Origin of the sequence: Arthrobacter sp. lap29 (assembly GCF_032458965.1) — a bacterium.
Classification (GTDB): Bacteria; Actinomycetota; Actinomycetes; order Actinomycetales; family Micrococcaceae; genus Specibacter; species Specibacter psychrochitiniphilus.
The window spans coordinates 107376-130485 of record NZ_JAUCEK010000009.1; the positions used below are offsets into that span (position 1 = coordinate 107376).

The 23110-nt window shown below is 61.1% G+C and carries 20 protein-coding genes and 2 tRNA genes; 19 read left to right on the forward strand and 3 right to left on the reverse strand.

The window, feature by feature from the left end; all coding sequences use genetic code 11:
* Window positions 1-52: 52 nt before the first annotated feature.
* Window positions 53-1456: an amidohydrolase gene (locus RY113_RS15145; protein WP_315915227.1), complete on the reverse strand. Its 1404-nt coding sequence runs from the start codon at window positions 1454-1456 to the stop codon at window positions 53-55.
* A gap of 96 nt (window positions 1457-1552) precedes the next feature.
* Between RY113_RS15145 and RY113_RS15150 the strand changes: the two genes are divergently transcribed.
* From RY113_RS15150 to RY113_RS15210, 13 genes are all read left to right on the forward strand, one after another.
* Window positions 1553-2302 carry an SDR family oxidoreductase gene (locus RY113_RS15150; protein ID WP_315915228.1) on the forward strand — a complete coding sequence of 250 codons (750 nt, stop codon included), beginning with the start codon at window positions 1553-1555 and terminating at the stop codon, window positions 2300-2302.
* Between the two features lie 226 nt (window positions 2303-2528).
* On the forward strand, window positions 2529-2621 hold the full coding sequence (kdpF, locus tag RY113_RS15155) for a K(+)-transporting ATPase subunit F (protein WP_315915229.1): 93 nt from the start codon (window positions 2529-2531) through the stop codon (window positions 2619-2621).
* A gap of 8 nt (window positions 2622-2629) precedes the next feature.
* Entirely contained in the window at window positions 2630-4285 is a 1656-nt protein-coding gene (gene kdpA, locus RY113_RS15160) for a potassium-transporting ATPase subunit KdpA (protein ID WP_315915230.1), read from the forward strand.
* Window positions 4282-6408 carry a potassium-transporting ATPase subunit KdpB gene (kdpB, locus tag RY113_RS15165; RefSeq protein ID WP_315915231.1) on the forward strand — a complete coding sequence of 709 codons (2127 nt, stop codon included), beginning with the start codon at window positions 4282-4284 and terminating at the stop codon, window positions 6406-6408. Before kdpA ends, kdpB begins: the two co-directional genes overlap by 4 nt.
* 4 nt (window positions 6409-6412) lie before the next feature.
* Window positions 6413-6994 carry a potassium-transporting ATPase subunit KdpC gene (kdpC, locus tag RY113_RS15170; protein WP_315915232.1) on the forward strand — a complete coding sequence of 194 codons (582 nt, stop codon included), beginning with the start codon at window positions 6413-6415 and terminating at the stop codon, window positions 6992-6994.
* Window positions 6995-7015: 21 nt separating this feature from the next.
* The gene (locus tag RY113_RS15175) at window positions 7016-9556 is read left to right on the forward strand and encodes a DUF4118 domain-containing protein (protein WP_315915233.1); all 2541 of its coding nucleotides are present in this window, start codon (window positions 7016-7018) and stop codon (window positions 9554-9556) included.
* Window positions 9553-10227, forward strand: a complete 675-nt coding sequence (locus RY113_RS15180) for a response regulator (RefSeq protein WP_110105493.1) — start codon at window positions 9553-9555, stop codon at window positions 10225-10227. The genes RY113_RS15175 and RY113_RS15180 overlap by 4 nt, the downstream gene beginning before the upstream one ends.
* 104 nt (window positions 10228-10331) lie before the next feature.
* On the forward strand, window positions 10332-10934 hold the full coding sequence (locus tag RY113_RS15185; RefSeq protein ID WP_315915235.1) for a PadR family transcriptional regulator: 603 nt from the start codon (window positions 10332-10334) through the stop codon (window positions 10932-10934).
* A 72-nt stretch (window positions 10935-11006) separates the two neighbouring features.
* A complete protein-coding gene (locus tag RY113_RS15190) occupies window positions 11007-12473 on the forward strand; it encodes an MFS transporter (RefSeq protein ID WP_315915236.1) in 1467 nt (488 codons plus the stop codon).
* 100 nt (window positions 12474-12573) lie between these two features.
* Complete coding sequence (locus RY113_RS15195; RefSeq protein ID WP_315915237.1) at window positions 12574-13242, forward strand: MOSC domain-containing protein; 669 nt, start codon at window positions 12574-12576, stop codon at window positions 13240-13242.
* A 376-nt stretch (window positions 13243-13618) separates the two neighbouring features.
* Window positions 13619-15586 carry a DEAD/DEAH box helicase gene (locus tag RY113_RS15200; RefSeq protein ID WP_396334251.1) on the forward strand — a complete coding sequence of 656 codons (1968 nt, stop codon included), beginning with the start codon at window positions 13619-13621 and terminating at the stop codon, window positions 15584-15586.
* A 266-nt stretch (window positions 15587-15852) separates the two neighbouring features.
* A tRNA-Thr gene (locus tag RY113_RS15205) sits at window positions 15853-15924 on the forward strand.
* Window positions 15925-15988: 64 nt separating this feature from the next.
* Window positions 15989-16065: transfer RNA gene (locus tag RY113_RS15210), tRNA-Met, on the forward strand.
* Window positions 16066-16081: 16 nt separating this feature from the next.
* On the opposite strand, the gene RY113_RS15215 is transcribed toward RY113_RS15210, so the two are convergent.
* A complete protein-coding gene (locus tag RY113_RS15215) occupies window positions 16082-16219 on the reverse strand; it encodes a hypothetical protein (RefSeq protein WP_315915240.1) in 138 nt (45 codons plus the stop codon).
* On the opposite strand from RY113_RS15215, the gene RY113_RS15220 reads away from it, so the two are divergent.
* The 5 genes from RY113_RS15220 (at window position 16218) to RY113_RS15240 (ending at window position 20765) form a co-directional block, all read left to right on the forward strand.
* Window positions 16218-16880 (forward strand): NAD(P)H-binding protein, encoded by a 663-nt coding sequence (locus tag RY113_RS15220; RefSeq protein WP_315915241.1) that lies wholly within the window; start codon window positions 16218-16220, stop codon window positions 16878-16880. The genes RY113_RS15215 and RY113_RS15220 overlap by 2 nt on opposite strands.
* A 10-nt stretch (window positions 16881-16890) precedes the next feature.
* On the forward strand, window positions 16891-18465 hold the full coding sequence (locus RY113_RS15225; RefSeq protein ID WP_315915242.1) for a Na+/H+ antiporter: 1575 nt from the start codon (window positions 16891-16893) through the stop codon (window positions 18463-18465).
* A 94-nt stretch (window positions 18466-18559) separates the two neighbouring features.
* Complete coding sequence (locus RY113_RS15230; protein WP_110105500.1) at window positions 18560-19432, forward strand: CoA ester lyase; 873 nt, start codon at window positions 18560-18562, stop codon at window positions 19430-19432.
* An 8-nt stretch (window positions 19433-19440) separates the two neighbouring features.
* Window positions 19441-20400, forward strand: coding sequence for a DUF2797 domain-containing protein (locus tag RY113_RS15235; RefSeq protein WP_315915244.1), 960 nt, complete (start codon window positions 19441-19443; stop codon window positions 20398-20400).
* 89 nt (window positions 20401-20489) lie between these two features.
* Window positions 20490-20765 (forward strand): DUF3188 domain-containing protein, encoded by a 276-nt coding sequence (locus RY113_RS15240; RefSeq protein ID WP_110105501.1) that lies wholly within the window; start codon window positions 20490-20492, stop codon window positions 20763-20765.
* A gap of 105 nt (window positions 20766-20870) precedes the next feature.
* On the opposite strand, the gene RY113_RS15245 is transcribed toward RY113_RS15240, so the two are convergent.
* The gene (locus RY113_RS15245; RefSeq protein WP_315915245.1) at window positions 20871-22427 is read right to left on the reverse strand and encodes an MFS transporter; all 1557 of its coding nucleotides are present in this window, start codon (window positions 22425-22427) and stop codon (window positions 20871-20873) included.
* A 79-nt stretch (window positions 22428-22506) separates the two neighbouring features.
* Between RY113_RS15245 and RY113_RS15250 the strand changes: the two genes are divergently transcribed.
* Window positions 22507-23094: a TetR/AcrR family transcriptional regulator gene (locus RY113_RS15250; protein ID WP_110105503.1), complete on the forward strand. Its 588-nt coding sequence runs from the start codon at window positions 22507-22509 to the stop codon at window positions 23092-23094.
* Window positions 23095-23110 lie beyond the last annotated feature (16 nt).

Here is a 23110-nt window from a genome sequence, read left to right on the forward strand (position 1 = left end):
GACCTAAGAGGTTTGCTGTCCCCTACAGCTCTGCCGTCTCCTACAGCTCCGGCTACCCGCGGGAGGCCACGGCAGCTACCCGGGTGACGGCGTCGTACGTGTAGACGGGTTTACCGGCAATGAACACGGCCGTGGCACGCGCCATGACGTCCAAGGGGTCACCGCTCCACAGCACCAGGTCCGCGTCCTTGCCCACCTTCAGCGAGCCGATCCGGTCCGCCAAGCCCAACACGCGCGCCGGGTTGATAGTGATGGCTCGCAGTGCGGTGACACGGTCCAGGCCCTCACGCACCGCAAAGGTGGCTTGGTGGACCAAAAAGTTGATGGGGACCACGGGGTGGTCGGTAATGATGGAAATCTCCACGCCAGCCTCCGCCAGCTTTCCCGGATTGGCAAGGGAGCGGGCGCGCAATTCCGGTTTGGACTTGCTGGTGAACAACGGGCCAATCAACACGGGCGTACCGCGGGCGGCTAACACGTCAGCCAAAATATGCGCCTCGGTGCCATGGTCAATGACAAGTTCGTAGCCGAACTCATCGGCCAGCCGGATCGCGGTGGCAACGTCGTCCGTGCGGTGGCAATGTTGACGCCAAGGAATCTCGCGGCGCAGCACCATGGCCAAGGCCTCTAGGTGGGCGTCGCGGGGGCGCGGTTCCGGCTTGGCCAGCCAGTTCTGCGCCTCCATAAACGCCTGCCTGATGACCAACGCCGTACCCAACCGGGTGGAGGGAGTCTGTTTCTTCTCCCCGTACACGCCCTTGGGATTTTCCCCGAGCGCAGATTTCAGGCCGCTGGGGGAGCGCAGCACCATTTCCTCAATGTAACGCCCATGCGTGTGGAGGGCCACGGCTAGTCCGCCAATCGGATTGCCGGAGCCCGGGTTCACGTTCACGGTGGTGATGCCACCGGCTAGAGCGTCATCAAAGCCTGGGTCAAAGGGATCCACGGCGTCAACGGCGCGGACTCCTGCCATGACGGGGTTGGTCATCTCATTGACGTCACTTGTGGCGCCCAGCTCGCCTTCGGGGTCCATGCCCAGATGCACATGCGCATCGATAAAGCCGGGCAGCAGCCACTGGCCCTTGGCGTCCACCACATCGGCGCCTTCTGGCACCTGGAGGGAGGCGCCCAAGGCCAAAATCTTCCCGCCCTCAACTAATAAGGTGCCATCAAAAGGCTCGCCTTCCACCGGCACCACATGGGCGTTGGTGATTGCCAGGACACGTTTCTTCGCAGCTTCAGCGGCCGTGCGGATGGCGGCACTGATGGACGCCGTATCCGGCTTCTTCGCCGCGGCGGGAACAGGCCTCTGCCCAGCCTTCCCAGCTTTCCCGGCCCCAACTCCTGTGGCGGGCCGCACCGGAACCGAGCCTGGTTTCCCTGCGGGAGCGGCAGCTCTGCGCGTCACACGGCCAGGGACGAAACCGGGGTTGGGGGTGGGCTGTGAGCTGCTCATGACTGCCTTTCGCATACCAATAGTGGACTACTTACAAGCTATCGCGTTTGTTTTCGCACACGCCGGGGCACACCGCAGCCAGCGTAGGCTATCGGGATGAAAAGGAAAACAGCGCTCATTACCGGTGTTGGCCGAACCGCCGGGATTGGTGCAGCCATTGCCCGGGTGCTCGCGGCGGACGGCTGGGACTTGGTCTTGAACTACTGGCAGCCTTACGACGAACGCATGCCCTGGGGTGTCCAGACCGATGACGTGACCGCGCTAACCGCCGAGCTCGAAGCCGCGGGAGCCACTGTGTGGTCCCTGCCGGCGGACCTCGGGGAGCCGGCCGCCGTCGGGCTTCTCATGGCGCAGATTGCGCAAGACGTGGGGACGTTGGCTGGTCTGGTGCTCTCACACTGCGAGTCGGTGGATTCCGGGATTCTGGACACCAGTTTGGAGAGTTTTGAGCGTCACTTCGCCGTCAATGCAAGGGCCGGTTGGCAGGTCATTGCGGCATTTGCCCGCCAAGCCACAGCTGACGGCGGTGCCATCGTGGCGCTGACCAGCGACCACACAGCGTTCAACCTGCCATACGGCGCCTCGAAGGGGGCTCTGGACCGGATTGTCATTGCTGCCGCACGGGAGTTGGGCGGGCAGAGGATCAGTGCCAATGTGCTCAACCCCGGCCCCGTGGACACCGGCTGGATGGATGCGGCCACCAAGGACAGTCTCACTGCGATGCAGCCCGGTGGCCGGCTCGGGACTCCCGCCGATGTGGCGCCCACCGTGGCATTTCTGCTCTCCCCGGGCGGGCGCTGGGTGAGTGGGCAGCTGATTAAGGCTGACGGCGGGTTCTCGGCGTAGCTCACCACCACTGGTGCGTGCCGTTTGCCTGGCAATGGTGCGCCACTATTGGAGCTGCGCACCATTGCTAGGCATATGGGGTGCAGTTGCAAAGCGGGGATGATCAGGAAGCCGTCAAGAATCCTCGGGACGGTGTTAAGAACCCGTAAAAACAGGCGCTGGGAGCGTTCCTTGGGTGTGCGATAGATGCAGACATCAACGCACACTGCAAAAGGGGAACTGAAAAGTGGAATTGGTTACATGGATTATTTTGGGGCTGGTGGGACTGGGGCTGCTGGTGTACCTGCTCACGGCCCTCATCCGGCCCGAGAAGTGGTGAACGCGGCCATGGAACTTAACGCTTTCGCGCTGGCCACCCAAATCGCTGTGCTCATAGTGGCTCTCGGTGCCCTGCATCAACCACTGGGCAAATATTTGGCCGCAACGTTTAGCAGCCACAAGCACCTGGCCGTGGAGCGCGGTCTGTACAGACTCTCAGGTGTAGATCCTCAAGCAGACCAACATTGGAAGGTATATCTGCGCTCACTGTTGGCCTTTAGTGTGGTCTCGATCGTGGTGTTGTTCTTGTTCCAACTGCTCCAAGGTGTGCTGCCCTTCAACCAGGGCCTAGGCTCCGTTGATCCCTGGGTGGCCATGAACACGGCAGTCTCGTTTGTGACCAACACCAACTGGCAGACGTACGCACCGGAAACCACCCTGGGCTTCGGGGTACAGATGCTGGGCCTGGCCGTGCAGAACTTTCTCTCCGCCGCCGTGGGTCTGGCTGTCGTGGTTGCACTGATCCGAGGGCTGGTGCGCGCCCAAACCTCTAACCTGGGCAACTTTTGGGTTGATCTAACCCGCGGGGCCCTGAGGGTACTGCTGCCCATCAGCATCATTGGCGCCCTGGTACTAATCATCACCGGCGTTGTGCAAAACTGGGGCGGCACCGACATCCACACCCTTGTCACGGGCGCTCAGCAAACCGTTCCCGGCGGTCCCGTTGCCTCCCAGGAAGTTATCAAGCTCCTAGGCACCAACGGTGGCGGCTACTTTAACGCCAACTCCGCCCACCCCTTTGAAAACCCCAACGCTCTTAGCAACCTCTTTGAGGTGTTCTTGATCTTGCTGATTCCGTTCTCCTTACCCGCCATGTACGGGCGGATGGTGGGTGACAAACGCCAGGGCTACACGCTTCTTAGTGTCATGGCCGCGTTCTGGATCATATCAACGGCACTGATGGGCTGGGCGCTTGCCGCATTCGCCGGGACCGGAACCAGTCTGGGCGAGGGCCTTGAGCAACGGTTCGGTGCCAACGGAACTGCTTTGTTCGCCACCGCCACCACGCTGACCTCAACCGGAGCCGTCAACGCCGCTCACGATTCCCTGCCGCCCTTGGCAGGTGGACTGGCCATGGTGAACATGATGCTGGGCGAAATTGCTCCTGGCGGCGTGGGCTCGGGTCTCTACGGGCTGCTGGTGCTCTCAGTAGTGGCCGTCTTCATCGGTGGGCTCATGGTGGGACGAACCCCGGAAATGCTGGGCAAGAAGGTGGGCGCCGCGCAAATGAAACTGGTCGCCATTTATATCCTGGTCACCCCAACACTGGTGCTGCTTGGAACGGCCATCACCGTCTCGATTCCTGCGCTCGCCGCTGCCGCCCCGGCGCAAGGCCCGCATGGCTTCAGCGAGGTACTGTACGCCTTCACCTCGGCAGCGAATAACAACGGTTCCGCCTTTGGTGGCATCACCAGCTCCGGTCCGGCGCTGGCCACAATGTTGGCACTAGCCATGTTCTTTGGCCGGTTCCTGCCGATCGCCCTGGTGCTGGCCCTGGCCGGTTCCTTTGCCAAGCAACGCAAGATCCCCAATACTGCCGGCACCCTCGCCACACACGGTCCGCTCTTTGCGGTGCTACTTGGCGCAGTTGTGCTGATCCTCACCGCACTCACTTACTTCCCGGCGCTCGCCTTGGGCCCGGCTGCCGAAGGACTGCTCAAATGAATCTAACCACTCTCCGTGCGGCGCTGCCCTTGGCGTTGTCCAAACTCAACCCGCGTCTCATGATCCATTCTCCTGTCATGTTCACCGTGCTGATCGGGTCCATCCTGTGCACAGCTGTGAGCATCCAACAGCTCATCCTGGGGTCCTCCACAGTAGTTTTTTCTGTCAGTGTCACAGTCTGGTTGTGGCTGACTGTACTGTTTGGGAACCTGGCCGAGTCCATTGCCGAAGGCCGTGGCAAGGCCCAGGCGGACAGCCTGCGTTCAGCCCGCACCTCAGTCATGGCACGACGCCGGAGTGCGGCCTTGGTGCCCGCCGGCCAGTTCGCAGATACTCAGCAGCGCTACAGCGAAGAAATGGTTCCCGGCACCGACCTGGTGGTGGGGGACGTGGTGATTGTTGTTGCCGGGGAACTGATCCCCAGCGACGGCGACGTCATCGAAGGCCTGGCCAGCGTTGACGAATCCGCCATTACGGGCGAATCAGCACCTGTCATCCGCGAATCTGGCGGGGATAGGAGCTCGGTCACGGGCGGGACCATGGTGCTCTCGGACCGGATTGTGGTGCGTATTACTGCAGCCAGTGGCAAAACGTTCCTGGACCGGATGATCTCCCTCGTCGAGGGGGCCACCCGTCAAAAAACACCCAACGAGATTGCGCTGAACGTGCTGTTGGCCTCACTGACCATCGTGTTTGTGGTGGCCATCATGACCCTGGCACCCATGTCCGCGTTCGCCAACGCCCTGCCCAGCCCCGTGGTCTTGGTAGCCCTGGTGGTCTGCCTGATTCCCACCACTATTGGGGCATTGGTGCCGGCCATTGGCATCGCTGGCATGGACCGGCTTATCCAGCGCAATGTGCTGGCTACCTCCGGACGGGCTGTGGAAACAGCCGGGGACGTAACCACGTTGTTGCTGGATAAGACCGGCACCATCACGTACGGAAACCGCCGGGCCGTGGCATTCATTGCGGCTGACGGCATCAGCGCCAACCAGCTGATCGAAACCGCCAGATTATCTTCTTTGGCCGATGAAACCCCTGAGGGCCGCTCCATTGTGGAACTGGCCGACTTCCCAACTGATGGCGGATCTGAAAGGCTTGACTCTGGTGCACTCGGCGCCATGCAGGCGCTCAGTGCCGATGTTGAAGTTATAGAGTTCAGCGCCACCACCCGTATGAGCGGGCTCAACCTGCCTGTAGGCCACTTGGCCAACCCGGGCAGCACCGTCCGGGAGGTCCGCAAAGGTGCCGGATCCGCCGTCGAACGCTATGTCAGTGAGCGCGGTGGATCCTTGCCGGCGGAAATCCACCAGGCGGTGGAAAATATTTCCGGAACCGGTGGCACCCCGCTGCTGGTGGCCAGCTACGACGGCGAGCGCGCCCAAATTTTGGGTGTTATTCATTTGGCGGATGTGGTCAAACCCGGTATGAAGGAACGGTTCGCCGAGCTTCGGGCCATGGGCATTAAGACCATCATGATCACCGGCGATAACAAGATCACGGCAGCGGCCATTGCGGCCGAGGCTGGCGTGGATGACTTTGTTGCCGAAGCCACCCCGGAGGACAAGCTGGCCGTCATCAAAGCGGAGCAGGAGTCCGGGCGTCTGGTGGCGATGACAGGAGATGGCACCAATGATGCGCCGGCCTTGGCAGCCGCGGATGTGGGTGTGGCCATGAATTCGGGTACGAGTGCGGCCAAGGAAGCGGCCAACATGGTGGACCTGGATTCCGATCCCACCAAGCTGATCGACATTGTGGGCATTGGCAAGGCGTTGCTTATCACCCGAGGTTCGCTGACCACGTTCTCGGTGGCCAACGACGTGGCAAAGTACTTCGCCATTGTCCCTGCCCTGTTCGCGGCCACGTTCCCAGGACTGGGGCTGCTGAACATTATGGGACTGTCCTCCCCGCAGAATGCCATTCTCTCCGCCGTGATTTTCAACGCCTTGATCATTGTGGTGCTGGTGCCGCTGGCGCTGCGCGGGGTGAAGTACCGGGCGGTGTCCGCAGCTCAGGCGCTATCTCGGAACTTACTGGTATACGGGCTGGGCGGCATGATTGCCCCGTTCATCGGTATCAAGCTCATTGACCTTGTTCTTTCGGCCTTCTCGACGATTGGTTAGCACTATGAACGCCTACGGACGTCAACTATTTACCGCCTTGCGCTTCCTGTTATGCACCACAGTCATCCTGGGTTTGCTCTACCCGGCACTGGTCTTCGGGCTGGGCCAGCTCATTGCCCCGGCCCAAGCCAATGGTTCTATCGTCTCCGTTGATGGGAAAGCTGCCGGGTCTTCGCTGCTTGCCCAGCCCGTCACGGGAGAGGAATTCTTCTACCCCAGGCCCTCCGCTGTGGCGTGGGATGCGGGGAGTTCCTCAGCCAGTAACTTAGGACCGAACCAACCAGCGTTGATGGAGGCCATCGAGACGAACAGGGCCGAGGTGGCTGCCCGGGAAAAAGTGACACCCGGCACCATTCCCCTTGATGCACTGACGGCCAGCGGCTCCGGATTGGATCCGCAGATTTCCGTAGCCTATGCGCAGCTGCAGGGCCCACGGGTGGCTAGAGCAACAGGGCTAGGGGAGTCCACGGTAAGTGAACTTATCAGGGCAAACACCAACAATGCCTTGCTTGGTTTCTTAGGCCAGCCCTCGGTCAACACCACCACGTTGAACGCCGCACTTCTTCAAGCGCGGACTAATCCCTAAGGTACTGCGAGAATAAGCGCTATGGCACGGGGCATATTACGGATTTTCTTGGGCGCGGCACCCGGTGTGGGCAAAACCTACACCATGCTGGAGGAAGGCCGCGCCCAAGCCGCGGCAGGGATAGATGTGGTGGCGGGCATCATTTTGGACCACGGCCGGGCCCAAACACGTGCTCAGGTGGGAAACCTAGAAGTGTTGCCCACCGTGTGCATCCCCTACCGGGACGCAGACTTCCAAGAGCTCGACGTCGCGGCCCTCCTTGCGCGGCGTCCAGCCTTGGCGCTGGTGGATGAGTATGCGCACAGCAATGTGCCAGGATCTGCCAACTCCAAACGCTGGCAGGATGTTGAACAGTTACTGGCAGCCGGGATAGATGTCTACTCCACCCTGAATGTTCAGCACCTTGCCTCCTTGGGGGACGTGGTGGAGACCATCACCGGTGTGCGGCAGCAAGAAACCGTCCCCGATGACATTGTGCGCCGGGCCGAACAGATCGAGCTGGTGGATATTGCCCCGGAGCTGCTGCGCCAACGCCTGAGTGTGGGAAAAATCTATGCCAGCGACAAAGTCGATGCCGCACTGGCTAACTACTTCCGGCTGGGAAACCTGACGGCGCTGCGTGAACTGGCCCTGCTGTGGCTGGCGGACCGTGTGGAGGAAGGTGTTGCACAATACCGCCAGAGCCACGGCATTGAGACCAGCTGGCCCATCAGGGAGCGGGTGGTTGTTGGCTTGACCGGTGGTGTTGAAGGGGAAGTCCTGTTGCGCCGTGCGGCCCGGATCTTGAGCCGGGTCAGTGGAGGGCAACTTCTGGCTGTGCACGTGCCCCGCTCGGACGGAGTGAGCGGCAGTACCCCGACCGCCTTGGAGACCCAACGCCAACTCGTCACCGATCTTGGCGGGACCTACCACTCCGTAGGAGGCGATGACCCCGGACAAGCCCTGCTCGAATTCGCCCGTAACGTGGGCGCAACCCAAATTGTCATTGGAACCTCCCGGCGCAAGCCACTGCTGGGCGTTTTGGCACGGCCCGGCATTGGGGCAATGGTGGTGCGTAACGCCGGCGATATTGACGTCCATATGGTCCCGCACCCCTTGGGCGCCACCACCAAGCGCATGCGCAACCGTAGCGAGATTAACAAAAAACGGGTGGTCTTGGGCTTCGTTTTGGCCGCTGTACTGCCTATTGCCGTGCAAGTGGGCACGGGGCCACTGAGCCTGCAAACCACCATGGTCATCCAACTGGCAGCCACCATTGCAGTGGCGCTTGTGGGTGGGCTGTGGCCAGCCATTGTGGCAGCGGTTTGGGGCACGCTCTTGTTGAACTATTTTTCCGCCCCACCGGTGAGAACCTTGACCATCAATGACCCCGAGAACCTGCTGGCACTAGTTATCTTCTTGCTGGTGGCGGTGGCCGTGGCGCTCGCCGTGGACCAGTCAGCCAGGCGTTCGCGGGAAGCCACGCGAGCCGGTGCTGAGGCCGCAACGTTGAGTGAATTGGCCCGCGGAATCTTGGCCTCTCAAGACACCGTTCAGGTGTTCTTGGAGCAGGTCCGTGACCACTTCGCCATGACATCTGTGGTGCTCTTTAGTGGCAACGGCAGCGACTTATCCACATGGCGGGCGGAGGCCTCAGTAGGGGAGAGCCCGCCGGCCACCCCGAACGAGGCCGAGAATGTTGAAGAAATTTCGGAGCGGTGGTTGCTGGGGCTCAGCGGGAGGGTGTTGCCGGCGAGTGACCGCAGGCTGCTCAGTGCCTTTGGTGCCCACTTGATGGCGCTGGAGCAACGGGAAGCGTTGACCCTGACACAGCGGGAAAATATCCAACTATCCCAAGACAATAAGATCCGCACCTCCGTGCTGCGGGCTGTCTCCCACGATCTGCGCACCCCGCTGGCCGGCATCAAGTTATCCGTAAGTAGCCTGCGGCAAACCGAAGTGGAGTTCTCGGATGCAGACGAGGCCGAACTGTTGGCAACCATTGAACACTACACGGACAAAATGGACGCCCTCGTTGGAAACTTGTTGGATATGTCCCGGCTCAGCGCTGAGATGGTCAGTCCCGTGAGTGGACCCGTGACCTGGACAGAGGTGCTTCCAGCGGCGCTGCACGGACTCCCGCAAGAACGAATCCATAGCGAACTACCCGCGAATATGCCACCCATCGAGGCTGATCCGGGCCTACTGGAACGCGTGATCGCCAACATCGTTGAAAACGCCATCAAATATGCTCCGGACTCTTCCATCACGGTCCTTGGCTCCATTGGCGGCAGTGGCAGCGCCACCATCAACGGCCACCCCGCCAGCGAATTGCGCATAGTGGACCATGGCAAGGGTGTCCCGGCAGCCGATGTCATGGCCATGTTCAAACCCTTCCAACGCCTCGATGACGTCTCTTACGGTCCGCAGGGCGGCACCGGTGTGGGGCTGGGGCTGGCCGTTGCGAAAGGTTTCACCGAGATCATGGGTGGCATCCTAGAAGCCGAACAAACTCCCGGCGGCGGATTGACCATGATCATCCGCATGCCACTGTCCACCGGAAGAGTGAGGGCCCAGCCGTGAGCACAGTCTTGATCGTCGATGACGAACCCCAGATCCTGCGCGCCCTCCAGATCAATCTGCATGCCCACGGGTATACGGTGGTTCCGGCCTCTAACGGAACCGCTGCATTGGCGGCGGCACAAACCCAGGCGATTGACGTCGTCGTCCTTGATTTGGGGCTTCCCGACATGGACGGGCTGGATGTGATTGCCGGACTACGCGGCTGGACCGAGGTGCCCATTATTGTGCTCTCTGCCAGGCACGGTTCGCACGATAAGGTCGAGGCGCTCGACGCCGGAGCCGACGATTACGTCACGAAGCCGTTTGGGCTTGATGAACTGCTGGCGAGGCTGCGCGCGGCCACCCGCCGGGCAGGTCCGCAGGCGGCCGAACCACTCGTAGAGACGGCGGAGTTCACTGTTGACCTGGCCAACAAGCTGGTGCAGCGCGGGGGTGCGCCGGTGCGGATGACGCCCACCGAATGGAGTGTCCTGGAGCTGTTGGTGCGTAATCCCGGGCGGCTGGTCAGCCAACAGCAAATCCTGACCGAGGTGTGGGGGCCGGCGTATGCCAAGGAAACCCACTACCTGCGTGTCTACATGGCGCAGCTGCGGCGCAAGCTAGAGCGCGACCCCGCCAATCCTGTGCATCTGTTGACGGAGGCCGGGATGGGGTACCGATTCGCGCCGTAGCTACCTGACAAGTCCCGGCAAGCCTGCGCGAGTGGGGCGCTTCACAGTAAAATATGTGCCGTTTGGTAGCTCATGGTCATAATCGCATTAGTAAGATTATGACTATGACGAAACGTTCGCCCCTGGCACTTGCCGTGCTTGCCCTGTTGATGGAAATGCCCATGCACCCATACCGCATGCAGCAACTCATCACCTTGCGTGGCAAGGACAAGGTTGTTAACGTCAGCCAACGCGCCAGCCTTTACAGCACCATTGAACGGCTCACCCGCGACGGTCTGATCCGGGTCGCCGAGGTGGAGCGTGATGGCTCCCGCCCCGAACGCTCCGTCTATGAAATATCCGACGCCGGACGCGCCACCGCCCGCAACTGGCTCACGGACATGCTCTCCGTGCCTAAGCGCGGCTTTCCGGAATTCCATGCGGCGCTGGCTCATGCACCGGTGCTAGAGCCCGAGGAGCTCGCCGGGCTGTTGCGCACTCGCCGGGACGCCGTCGCCGTCGAGGCATCCGAACTCCAAGCAGAGCTGAGCGCCGTCTCAGCCTTCCTGCCCCGTGTGGTCCTGCTGGATGCCGAGCTCATTGTCCGCACCCGCGCAACGGAACTTCACTTCCTTGAGGACGTCCTGAGCAGCCTGGATTTGGGCACCATGAGCTGGAGCCGGGAATCCCTGGCCGCACTCTCGCATGCCAACGAACACAGCCTGTAACCACCCAGCCGTTAACCCAGCCGTCAACCCGGCGCCGTCACACTTTGCACCACGCACCAGAAGGAAACACTTATGAAATCCGCTGCTCCTCCCATCGGCAAGGCGCGTACCATCGCCCTAGTCTCACTCTTCATGGCATCGTTCATGGAACTCCTTGACGCCACCATTGTCAACGTTGCACTGCCGGACATTGAGCGCGCCCTGGGCGCCCAAAATTCCGAGCTGCAGTGGATGGTTGCCTCCTACACACTGGCCCTGGCCATCGGCCTGATCACGGGCTCGCGCTTGGGTGACATTTACGGGCGCAAGAAGATCTTCATCATTGGTCTGGTTGCGTTCACTGTGGCCTCCGTGCTGTGCGGGGCCGCCATGAACCCGGAGATGCTCATCGCCTCCCGGGCGCTGCAGGGATTCGCCTCGGCGGCCATGATTCCTCAGGTGCTCTCCAGCCTGCAGGTCATGTACAAACCCTCGGAGCGTGCAGGCGCCATGGCAGGATTTTCTGCCCTTGCCGGTGTAGCCGCCGTATCGGGTCCCATCCTCGGAGCCATCCTGACCGACGCCGACCTCTTTGGCTGGGGCTGGCGCACCATCTTCTTCGTGAACATCCCCGTGGGCATCTTCGCTGTCATTTGTGCAATCAAGTTCGTCCCCGAGTCAAAGGCGCCCGTGCGGCACAAACTCGACCTGTCCGGCGTCGTAATTTTGGCGGTGGGCATGCTGGCCATTCTCTATCCCCTGACCATGGGGCGCGAGGAGGGGTGGCCGCTGTGGACGTTCCTGATGATGGTGTTTGGCGTGCTGGTACTGGCCGGCTTTGTGCTGCTGCAGCGCCGTGAGGAAAAGCGTGGGGGAGAGCCGCTGGTGGCCGTCTCACTGTTCAAGAGCCGGCCGTTCGCCGCTGGCATCGCCATGATGTTCTTGTTCTTCATCCCCATGAACGGCTTCTTCCTGATCCAAACCCTCTTCCTGCAGCTGGGTCTTGAATACCCCATTTTGAAAGCCGGGCTCACCATGATCCCGTTCTCCATCATGGTTCCGGTGTTGGCCGGAATTTCCGCGGCCATTCTCGCCAAGAAGATTGGCCGAGTGGTGCTGCAGCTGGGTCCGCTGGTAGTGGCCATCGGCTTTGTGGTGCTCATCTTCACTGTCCAGTCCGTGGGCGGAACCGTCACACCCTGGCACCTCATTGCCGGCCTTGCTCTCAGTGGCGCCGGATTCGGTATGGTGGTGGCGCCCGTGGGCATCTTCGTGCTCTCCGAGGTCCCCACCAAGTTTGCCGGCAGCGCCTCGGGCCTGTTCAACACCACCAGCCAGCTCGCTGGCGCCCTAGGTGTTGCCATCATCGGCACCATCTTCTTCGATGCGCTTGATGCCAGCTCGGCCCACAGCCAGTCGGGCGTCTTCATTGACGGCTTCACCTCCACCATGTGGATCATGGCCGGCGGCATGGTTCTTGCTGCCATTGCGGCGTCGTTCCTACCGCGGTGGGCCTCAGAGTCGGATGCTCTGGAAGAATCAACGCTGGTTGACGTCTAGTGAACGAGGCGGGGTCCCGGCTTGCGCTGGTGCTGGCGGAGCCTGGTGGTCGCGGAGCCTGGACTGCGGCTTTGTTAGGCAGTGGGCTTACGGTTAATCCATGACGTCACTGCCTCCCCGTACCGGGTCCCTGCTCGCCATTTGCCGCGTCCACCAGCTGATCAGCACGAAGACCGGCTTTGGTGTGACAGCCATTGACAAACGTCCCGCAGAGGGGCCAATGAAGTTCAAGCGTTTTGGCGTCTTTGGCGATGCTGTGGGAGACACTGAACATCACGGTGGGCCTGACCAGGCTATTTACGCGTATTCGCAAGAAGATGCCGATTATTGGTGCGCTGAACTGGGCAGGCCTATCCCGGCCGGGCTCTTTGGCGAAAATCTGCGCACCCGGGGAGTTGAAACCACGCAGGCCGTGATTGGCACGCGGTGGCGAATTGGCACAGCACTGTTGGAGGTCACCAGTCCGCGTGTTCCTTGCGCAACGTTCGCCGAACACATGGGGGAGCCGCAGTGGGTCAAGAGGTTCACCCAGGCCGGGCTTATTGGCACATACCTGCGGGTGCTTGACCACGGAAAAGCGCAGGCTGGGGATGAGATTGTGCTTGAGCATGTCCCCTCCCACGGCATCACAGTGGGCAAGTTCTTTAGCAACCCCACCGCCCAGGACGTCCGGACCCTGCAGGAACTGGAAGTCCTCGGCGAACTCACACTCTCTAAGCACTTTTACGCCCGGTTCCCTAAGATTCTGGCTGCCGGGGCAGCTGGCTGACGGGCGTTAACGTATGCGCCTCCGCAGGGTCCGTAAGGGTCAGAAACCTGCGTGTGCTGAACCTCACGGGGGCTTCTGGGCGTTTAGGCTACCCTGGCGCCAGGGTATGCCCTACAATTTAAACATCCCCCACTCCGGTATCTCCTTTTATTTTCTGCCCAATTTTTGAGGCAGGAGCCTGAAGTGTATGGGGCCCGCAAGTTTTTGAGCGGGCAAGTAGTGTTCATAGGGGATTGCCGGCAAAGAAACGTCAAACAGTGCTGATTTTTAGCATTGGCGGCCGTACCTACGGCGTGCATTTGGCGCGAGATCCTGCCCGGGATGCCCTGTAGTGGCTGGATTTCTTCTAGTGCGGCGTTCCTCGCCGCTCGGCCCTATGAATGAGGACTTCTTGACTATGCCCGAAAACTTGACTGAAACTTCCCCCGCCGTGGAGGAAGAAAATGAAATTACTTTCGCCGATATGGGCATTGACGGCCGCGTGCTGGCTGCCCTAAGCGATGTTGGCTACGAGAAGCCGTCCCCCATCCAGGCAGCAACCATTCCGTTGCTGCTCGAAGGCCGCGACGTTGTAGGCCTGGCTCAGACCGGTACCGGTAAGACGGCAGCATTCGCCGTTCCCGCCCTGTCCCGCATGGCCGAGCTGATGGACCTCAACGGACCCACCAAGGACACCCAGATTCTGGTGCTGGCTCCGACCCGTGAATTGGCCCTGCAGGTTGCAGAGGCCTTCACCTCCTACGCCAAGCACATGGAGAACTTCTCAGTTCTCCCCGTTTACGGTGGCTCAGCTTACGGCCCCCAGCTCGCTGGCCTGCGCCGCGGTGCACAGGTTGTTGTTGGTACCCCGGGCCGCGTCATCGACCACCTCTCCAAGGGCTCCTTGGACCTGTCCAGGCTGCAGTACTTGGTTCTGGATGAAGCCGACGAAATGCTCCGCATGGGCTTCGCCGAGGACGTCGAGAAGATCCTGGCCGAGACCCCGAAGGAGAAGCAGGTTGCCCTCTTCTCCGCCACCATGCCCGGTGCGATCCGCCGTATCTCCAAGCAGTACCTGAATAACCCGGCCGAGGTCACGGTCAAGTCCAAGACCACCACTGGCGCCAACACACGCCAGCGCTACCTGCAGGTCATGGGCCCGCACAAGCTTGACGCGCTAACCCGCGTGCTCGAGGTTGAAGAGTTCGAAGGCGTCATCGCGTTTGTGCGCACCAAGATGGCCACCGAAGACCTGGCTGACAAGCTCAAGGCACGCGGCTTCCAGGCTGCCGCCATCAACGGTGACATCCCCCAGCAGCAGCGTGAGCGCACCATCGAAGCCCTCCGCAGCGGAAAAATCGACATCCTGGTAGCTACCGACGTTGCGGCCCGTGGCCTTGACGTTGAGCGCATCACGCACGTCATCAACTACGACATCCCGCACGACACCGAGTCCTACGTGCACCGCATTGGCCGTACGGGCCGTGCAGGCCGTTCAGGTGACGCGATTCTGTTCATGACCCCGCGCGAGAAGTACCTGCTGCGCGCCATCGAAAAGGCTACCCGCCAGCCCGTGGACCAGATGCACCTGCCGTCCGCGGAAACCATCAACTCCCTGCGTTTGGGCAAGTTCGCTGAGAAGATCACCGAGACTCTGGCCAGCCAAGACGTTGCCAAGTTCCGCGACTTGATTGCCTCCTACGAGCAGGAGCATGACGTTCCGGCCTCAGAGATTGCCGCTGCCTTGGCCGTCCTGGCTCAGGGAAACCAGCCGTTGCTCGTCAACGATCTGCCGGCAGCCCCGGAATACCAGAAGAAGGACCGCTCCAAGGACGGGTTCGGCTCACGTGGCCCCACCCGCACCCTGACCGAGGGCAACGCCACCTACCGCATCTCGGTAGGCCGCCGCCAGCGCGTCATGCCCGGATCCATTGTTGGCGCCATTGCCAACGAAGGTGGCCTCTCCTCCTCACAGATCGGTGGCATTGACATCCGCTCCGATCACACCTTGGTTGAACTGCCTGCAGACCTGTCCAAGGATCAGTGGAAGGCACTGAGCCGCACCCGCATCAGCGGCGAGCTCATCAACCTCGAACTGGACAACGGCCGCCGCCCCTCCGGCGGAGGCGCCGGAGCCCCGTACAAGGCTCGTGAAGAGCGCACCGATCGCGGCCAGGGCGGTTTCAAGAAGAAGTTCGACGGCGACCGTGGCGGCTTCCGTGGTGCCGATCGCGGAGCGGACCGTGGCAACGACCGCGGCTTCAGCTCGGATCGTGGCGGCCAGGGCCACACGGGCCACGGTGGCGGCGACCGCCGTCCCCGCCACGAAGGTGGACAGAGCTTCAACAGCAAGGGCAAGTGGTAATAACCACGCTCTAAGGCACTAAATAAGGCCGGTCACCCTCAGGGGTGGCCGGCCTTTTTGGTTTGTAGATGCCGGAATGTTCACTCATGTGACGCAACTCATTTCGCTTCCCCGATTGGCCTCTTTGGCCTTGAATTCTAGGGATTTTTTGCAGTCATGGTAGCGCCTTGCAGGGGCGAAAGAGCCCCTGTTTCACTCGCAGAGACCCCCTGAGACAAGTGCCGATTTCACATCTCCGGAAAGCACTGGTAAAGTATTTTCTCGTTGCCCCCCTAGCTCAGTGGTAGAGCGCGTTCTTGGTAAGAACGAGGTCACCGGATCGATTCCGGTGGGGGGCTCGCAAATGAGAAAGCTCGTGTCGAGACGGTTTTGTCCGGGGCGGCACGGGCTATTCTTATTTGGGGCGGCATAGCTCAGTTGGTTAGAGCGCACGACTCATAATCGTGAGGTCCCGAGATCGAGTCTCGGTGCCGCTACCAAAGAAAACCCGTAGTTTCAGGCTAGTTCAGCCCGAAGCTGCGGGTTTTTTGCTGCACCCAGTCCAAGTGCAGCGAAAACTGCGTGGGGCACTGTCCTCTGCTGCGTGGAGTAGGCTGCCACCAGCAGTCCAGGCACGAGTGAAGGAGAAATCATGGTGAAGGTTCTAATTATTGGCGGGCACGGGAAAGTGGCGCTATTGCTAGCCCCGTTATTGAAGGAAGCTGGCGTGGAGGTTACTTCGGTGATTCGCAACCCCGCTCACATTGATGAGGTAGCGCAGTGCGGGGCAACCCCCGTCTTAGCAGACCTCGTCACCTCCTCGGTGGAGGAACTGAGTGAGCTCTTCACCGGATATGACGCCGTGATCTGGGCAGCCGGGGCTGGCGGAGGCAGTGCTGAACGCACCTACGCGGTGGACCGAGACGCCGCCATTGCCTCTATAGATGCGGCTGAGGCCGCCAACGTCCCACGGTTCCTGATGGTCTCTTACCTTGGTGCTGGGCCGGATCACGGTGTGCCGCCGGAGAACAGCTTCTACGCGTACGCGCAAGCCAAGGCGGCCGCCGACGCGCACCTGCGGGCCAGTACCCTCGGCTGGACCATCCTCGCGCCCGGAACCCTCACCTTGGATGCGCCCACAGGATTGATCGATCCCACACCGGCGGCACGCCGCGCACCGGGCGGCTCCAGCGGGACCTCCCGCGCCAATACGGCATTGGTGGTGGCAGCAGCACTGCAGGACGCAGAAACCATCCTGCGCACCATCGAATTCAGTGACGGCCAAGTGCCCATAGCGCAGGCAATAGCCCCGTAAAGTAGCTGGTGTGGAACAGCTAATACTGATCGTCGGGCTCCTTTTTGCCACAGTCGTTGCCGTGGGCTTGGGGGACCGGCTCAAACTGCCTTATCCGGTGCTGATGATGATCATGGCCGGAGCGCTGACTTTCATCCCGGGGTTCCCCGACCTGCGGATTGAGCCGGAGTTGATCCTGCCGATTTTCCTTCCACCGCTGCTCTTTGCCACAGCCCAAAAGAGTTCCTGGGCGGTGTTCCGGATCCGTTGGCGGACCATCTTCTTGTTGGCGGTGGCACTGGTAGTAGTCACCACTGCCGCGGTGGCTGGCGCGGCGTGGCTACTCATCCCCAGCATCGGCATTCCCGCCGCCATTGCACTTGGTGCCATGTGTGCCCCGCCGGATCCTGTGGCCGTGGAATCCATTGCCGGGCGGGTCCACATGCCGCGCCGGCTCATCACGGTGCTGCAAAGCGAGGGGCTGTTCAACGATGCCGCCGCCATCGTGATCTTTCAGACGGCAGTGGCCAGTGCCACAGACGGGCAGCCGTTTGGGCTGGGTGTGGTGGGCCGCTTCCTGCTAGGCGCTGTCATTGCCATTGTGGTGGGCATGCTCATGGGCTGGTTGACGCGTGTCATCAGTAGGCTCATCAGCTCGTCCGTGGCTCGCAGTGCGGTAACCCTAGTGGTGCCCTTCGCGGCCTACATCCTGGCCGAGGAGGTACACGCCTCAGGTGTCATAGCCGTCGTCGTCACTGCCCTGGAAATCAAGCGCCATGCCCGGGCCGAGGACGCCACCGAACGCATCACCCGGGCAGCGTTCTGGGATGTGGTGGAACTGCTGGTGACGGGTCTGGCGTTTGGGCTGGTGGGGCTGGAAGTACGCGAAGTCATCAAGGTTGAAGGCCAGGCCATCTGGGGCATGCTTCCCCTAGCCATCGGGATCAGCCTTTTGACCATTCTGATTCGCTTCTCTTGGTTTGCGCTGCTGGCCCTGCTCTCCAGGAAGAACGAGGGTGACCTGCCGCCAACCAGCCTCAAGGACGTCGTGATCCTCACTTGGTGCGGCATGCGCGGGCTGGCAACCCTGGCCCTGGCCCTTGCGCTGCCGGTGACGCTGCCCGGCGGAGCAGATTTCCCGGCCCGGCACGAGATCATCGTCGTGGCGTGTGCCGTCCTGCTGACCACCCTGGTGCTGCCGGGCCTGACCCTTCCCGGGCTCATGCGCATGTTGAAGGCAACGGATGACGGCGCCGAGGAACGTGAGGCGGCCAAACTCCTGGCCCTGCGCGCCCAGGAAGCAGCTGTGGCGGCCTTGCGTGACCACGAGCTAATCCGTTCCCTCCCACCCGAGAAAGTGGCTGTGGTGAAGGAAAAGATGAGACGGCTGCACGCGGAACTTCTTGATGGCTCTCTCAAGGATGAAAGCATGCAGGAGCGCCGCCGTCGTGGCCGGGAACTTGCCATCACCGTCCAAACAATTGCCCTAGACGCTGCCCGCACGGAAGTGCTCAACGCCCGCAACGAAAGCGACGCCGATCCGGAGGTTGTGGACAGGGTGCTGCGGCAGTTGGATTTGCGCACCATGATCACCCCGGAGAGCTGAGCGGCTGTTAGCTGGTGCATTCCGCCAGTGTTCTCCGCAAGGCTTTGTAGGGTGGCACACAGAATCGTTTGGCTTTGCGAGATACCCTAGAGGTATGTCTAGCTCCGTTGGCAATGAAGCCGCTCCCGCACCTGTCCGCACCCGCAACATCCCCGCTGAGATCGCCCGTTCCTGGTTGCTCGTCCCAGCAACGCGCCCGGAAATCTTTGACGAGTCCGCTAACTCTCGCGCCGACGCCGTGGTACTGGATATTGAGGATGCCGTTGACCCGAAGCTCAAGGACGGCGCCCGTAACGATGTGGTGAACTGGCTGCGTAACGGCGGCCGGGCATGGGTACGCATCAATGATGTCCACTCCAAATTCTGGGCTGATGACGTCGCAGGCCTGCGCAACGTCCCCGGACTGCTGGGTGTCATGCTGGCTAAGACCGAGCATGCCGAGCAGGTCAAGGAAACCTACCACCGCCTCGACGGCAAGACCCGCGTGCTGGCACTGGTGGAGTCCGCCCTGGGCATCGAAGAAGCCAATAACATTGCCCGCGCCGAAGGCGCCTTCCGGCTGGCATTCGGCTCCGGCGACTTCCGCCGCGACACCGGCATGGCCGCAGACCGCGAAGCCATGGCTTACCCGCGCGCCAAGCTCGTGGTTGCCAGCCGTGTTGGCAATCTGCCCGGCCCCATTGACGGCCCCACCGTCGGTACCAGCCACCCGATCCTGCGCGAGCAGTCGGCCATCACCGTCTCCATGGGCATGACCGGCAAACTCTGCCTGGCCATCGATCAGACCACCATTATCAACGAAGTCATCAGCCCCACACCCACCGATGTTGCCTGGGCCACCGACTTCATGAACGATTTCGAGGCCCGCGGCGGCGTCATTCGTGACGGCTCCGACCTCCCCCGCCTGGGCCGCGCCGAGAAGATCATGAAGCTGGCCATCGCATACGGCGTCCAGCCCGCAGTCTGACACCGCCGGTGAGCGAGCAAGCCCCGCCGCTGCTGGTCAAGCTTGTCCAGCACCAGGGCGCTGCCTTGGTGCGCGGCGTGTCCTGGTCGGCGGAGGGGCCCTCACTGTCCCTCACCACGGACGACGGCGATGCGCAGCTGCCCTTGGTGCCGGGGCAGTGGCTGAAGTTTGAGGTGCTCCGTGGTGATGGCGTCCCGGCCCGGCATTGCTTGGGGTTCGCCTTGGTGAATGTTTCTGGACAGCCTCATCATGTCCCGTGCCCCACAGGCCAGCCTGCAGAGCGAGGTTTTCAGTGCGGTGCCTGTTTCGGGAAAGATGAAATGCGGTACATGCATGACTTTCACCGCAGTGGCATTGCCCCGCCCGGGCTGAAGACGTATCTGGCGCAGAGGCATTGGCTCTACATTGCCACCTTCGCGGACGGCACCACCAAAGTAGGGACGGCGTCCGAACCTAGCAAGTGGCGCCGGCTGGCCGAACAAGGTGCACTTGTGGCCCGCTACGTGGCGCTGGCCCGGGACGGGTCCGTGGTGCGGCATCTAGAAGACAGCGTCTCCACGAACCTGCCACCTACCCAATTTGTGCGTGGAGCGGCCAAGTTCGCGGCGCTCTTGCACCCCCGGCCACCCCTGCACCTGGAACAGACCAATAAGGCCATGGCCAGCGTGGTGCGTGATTACGTTGGCGGGCTGGCACTGGAGGGCTTTCATACTGTTGACGAGCAGTGGGAGCGGAGCGTATTTTCGGATGCTGTGGCGGGGCCGAGCCGGCGCGCAGCCTACCCGCAACCTCTGGATTCCGGCGCACACGGCATCAGGCTGGACTCCATGCTGGGTCTCACGGCCCTAGTTGGAGTCGATGATGTGGACGGGGAGTTCCTGCTGGATCTGGGCGCCCTGAAGGGCCGCAAGATTCGCTTCGGTGAGTATAAGAGCACGCTACCGGCGCTGCAGGAATCGCTCTTCTAATCGCTGGCCGCTCCCACCGCTCGCAAGCTCGTGGCGGGCCCCTCGCAGCCGTGGGCCCACTCGGGTTCCTGAACTGTAGACTTAGCCCTGTGCTAAACGACTTTTGGGAAACTGCTCCGCCCGCTTACAAATACGCTGTTTTTGCTGGCATGGGGCTGACGTTCATCGGCATTGTCATCATCATTCTCGGTGCCATTACATCCACCGCATCTATGACCTACATTGCGCTGCCCTTCATTGGCGTGGGACTGCTAGCTCACATGGCGTCGCTGGGACTGCGAGGACGCAACATCCGCAAGGAGCTCAAAGCCGGGGAAAAGCGCGAAGCCGCCAGAGAAGCTCAGAACCGTAACAAGAAGAAGTAATCCGGCAGCCAAGTAGATTCATCCGTGAGATAAGGTCGCTTTGAACACCCAAAGCGACCTTATCTCACGGATGAATTTCAACTCACGGCTGGCGGCAGTCAGAGCCTAGTGTTCCACAGACTCCGGGGCGCTCACAGCACTGCGCAGAGTCCACGCACACATAACAGCCGCGCAGACCATGAGCACCACGCTCACCATAGCCACCGTGCCTGAGCCGGAATCGAAGGCATGTTTGGCGGACTCCAGTAAGGCTTGTCCCTGTGGGGCTGGCAACGTGCCAGCAACATCGATGGCCCCGCCCAGGGTCTGCGAAGCAGTGTTGGAGTCGGCAACGGAAACGCCGTCCGGAATGAGAACGTTCATCCGGTAGGAAGCGGCAAGGATGCTGCCCAAAATGGCGGTCCCCAAAACAGAACCAACCTCATAAGCAGTCTCTGAGATGGCCGAGGCCGCACCAGCCTTGGCGGGAGGCGCAGCAGAGAGGATGAGATCGTTGGAGATAGTTTCCGCGGTTCCTACGCCAGCTCCGAGAACGGCGAAGGCGATCATGATGCCAAGAACTGAGCCATCGGTGTTCAACCACACAATCAAAAACGCTACGGCGTTCAGCGCCAACCCGGTCACTACCAGCCATGAAGGGCGGACGTAATTGGCTAGTTTCGCTGAGAGCAAGCCGAAGATGACGGTGATGGCAAGGCCAGGAACCAGCATGTAAGCGGCATGGGTGGGTGAGAGCCCCAAAACCAGCTGCAGATGCTGGGTGATGAAATACAAGAAGCCCACCAGTGCAAAGATGCTGAGCAAGTTGGCGCTCACACTACCGCTAAATACGGGATTCTTGAACAGACTTACATCCATCATGGGATTCGCGCGGCGCATTTGGCGCCGGACAAAGACCACACCTAAGCCAAGCCCCACCACAATCAGTGCCACGTTGATCACGGACAAGCCTGATTGGGCAATTTCCTTGATGCCGAAGATAGTTGGAACCATGGTGCCGAAAGAGAGCAGAATACTCCACACATCAATAGTGCCTGGGTTCGGGTCCTTGGATTCGGGCACAAAGATGGGGGCCAGAATCAGTAAGGGGATTAGCACGGGAACGCTCATGAGGAACACCGCACCCCACCAGAAATGCTCCAGGATGAAGCCGCCCACAATCGGCCCCAACGCCGCACCGCCGGAGAAGCCGGCTGCCCAAATGGCTATGGCTGTGCGTCGCTGGGCCGGGTGTAAGAACACATTGCGAATCAGAGACAGGGTTGCTGGCATCAGCATGGCACCAAAAAGACCCAACAAGGCGCGGTAGCCAATCAAGGCCCCTGCGCTGGGGGCAAAGGCTGCAAAAGCCGAGACCACAGCAAAGCCGGTGCTGCCGATCAGCAAAAGCTTCCGTCTGCCAAACCGATCAGTCATGCTGCCCATAGGAACCAGCAGCGCAGCCAGGATCAGGGGGTAAACATCAATGATCCACAACAGCTCGGACGCTGATGGGGTCAAGGCAAGGGAGATGGAAGGGATGGCAAAGCTCAGGACAGTGTTGTCCACGGAAACCAAGAGCACCGGGAGCATGAGCACAGCTAGAGCTATCCAAGCGCGGATGCCAGCGCGTGGAATGCTCGAGGAAGAACCGGTTTTTGGTGGTGTGGAAGTCAAAGCCATACCTCCTATTGTATACCGTCCGGACGGTTCACTGTACCGTCTGGACGGTATTTTGTGTCACTTCTTGTAAGGTGGTCACATGACTAAACAAACTTCGGCGCGGGAACGGGTCCTGGCTGCCTATGTTGACCTCCTGATAAGTGACGGTCCACAGGCTGCCACACTTGACGCCGTCGCCGCTTCCGCCGGTGTCTCCAAGGGCGGGTTGCTGTACCACTTCAAAAGCAAAGAAGCGCTCGTTGAAGGTCTCCTTGCTCAGCTTCGAGAATACGCCGAGCAGGACTTTGCGGCCATGGACATAGATCCCGAAGGGTGCGCTAGCTACTATGTTCGCACCAGCGTCTTTGGTGGCACTGTTTTTGACCGGTGCATTGTTGCGGCCCAAAGACTGATCCAAAGCGACGAGGACAGCGTCCAGCAGGCCTTTGTTGACCTGCACGCCCGCTGGTTTGAGTTGATTCTCCGCGATATTGGTGACCCGGCGGTGGCCAGGGCCATCATGTTGCTCGGCGATGGCCTCTACTACAACGCAGCGTTGTTTGGCTTCCCAGCTGGTGTGAAAAATTTCCCCTCCGGTGTTCAAAAACAGGATCATGGGCAGGAAAACGTTGATCTTGATTCCTTGTTGTCAATCGTCGCCAAGATGCGCTCCGATGCCCGGTCTTAGTGTGCGTCCAGCGCCC

Excerpts from the sequence above, each read along its gene's own strand:
- kdpA (WP_315915230.1), top strand. The coding sequence starts at position 2,630 with ATGGAACTTAACGCTTTCGCGCTGGCCACCCAAATCGCTGTGCTCATA.
- RY113_RS15245 (WP_315915245.1), bottom strand. The coding sequence starts at position 22,427 with ATGGCTTTGACTTCCACACCACCAAAAACCGGTTCTTCCTCGAGCATT.
- kdpB (WP_315915231.1), top strand. The coding sequence starts at position 4,282 with ATGAATCTAACCACTCTCCGTGCGGCGCTGCCCTTGGCGTTGTCCAAA.
- kdpC (WP_315915232.1), top strand. The coding sequence starts at position 6,413 with ATGAACGCCTACGGACGTCAACTATTTACCGCCTTGCGCTTCCTGTTA.
- RY113_RS15150 (WP_315915228.1), top strand. The coding sequence starts at position 1,553 with ATGAAAAGGAAAACAGCGCTCATTACCGGTGTTGGCCGAACCGCCGGG.
- RY113_RS15185 (WP_315915235.1), top strand. The coding sequence starts at position 10,332 with ATGACGAAACGTTCGCCCCTGGCACTTGCCGTGCTTGCCCTGTTGATG.
- RY113_RS15145 (WP_315915227.1), bottom strand. The coding sequence starts at position 1,456 with ATGAGCAGCTCACAGCCCACCCCCAACCCCGGTTTCGTCCCTGGCCGT.
- RY113_RS15190 (WP_315915236.1), top strand. The coding sequence starts at position 11,007 with ATGAAATCCGCTGCTCCTCCCATCGGCAAGGCGCGTACCATCGCCCTA.
- RY113_RS15195 (WP_315915237.1), top strand. The coding sequence starts at position 12,574 with ATGACGTCACTGCCTCCCCGTACCGGGTCCCTGCTCGCCATTTGCCGC.
- RY113_RS15230 (WP_110105500.1), top strand. The coding sequence starts at position 18,560 with ATGTCTAGCTCCGTTGGCAATGAAGCCGCTCCCGCACCTGTCCGCACC.
- RY113_RS15175 (WP_315915233.1), top strand. The coding sequence starts at position 7,016 with ATGGCACGGGGCATATTACGGATTTTCTTGGGCGCGGCACCCGGTGTG.
- RY113_RS15200 (WP_396334251.1), top strand. The coding sequence starts at position 13,619 with ATGAATGAGGACTTCTTGACTATGCCCGAAAACTTGACTGAAACTTCC.
- RY113_RS15220 (WP_315915241.1), top strand. The coding sequence starts at position 16,218 with ATGGTGAAGGTTCTAATTATTGGCGGGCACGGGAAAGTGGCGCTATTG.
- RY113_RS15215 (WP_315915240.1), bottom strand. The coding sequence starts at position 16,219 with ATGATTTCTCCTTCACTCGTGCCTGGACTGCTGGTGGCAGCCTACTCC.
- RY113_RS15250 (WP_110105503.1), top strand. The coding sequence starts at position 22,507 with ATGACTAAACAAACTTCGGCGCGGGAACGGGTCCTGGCTGCCTATGTT.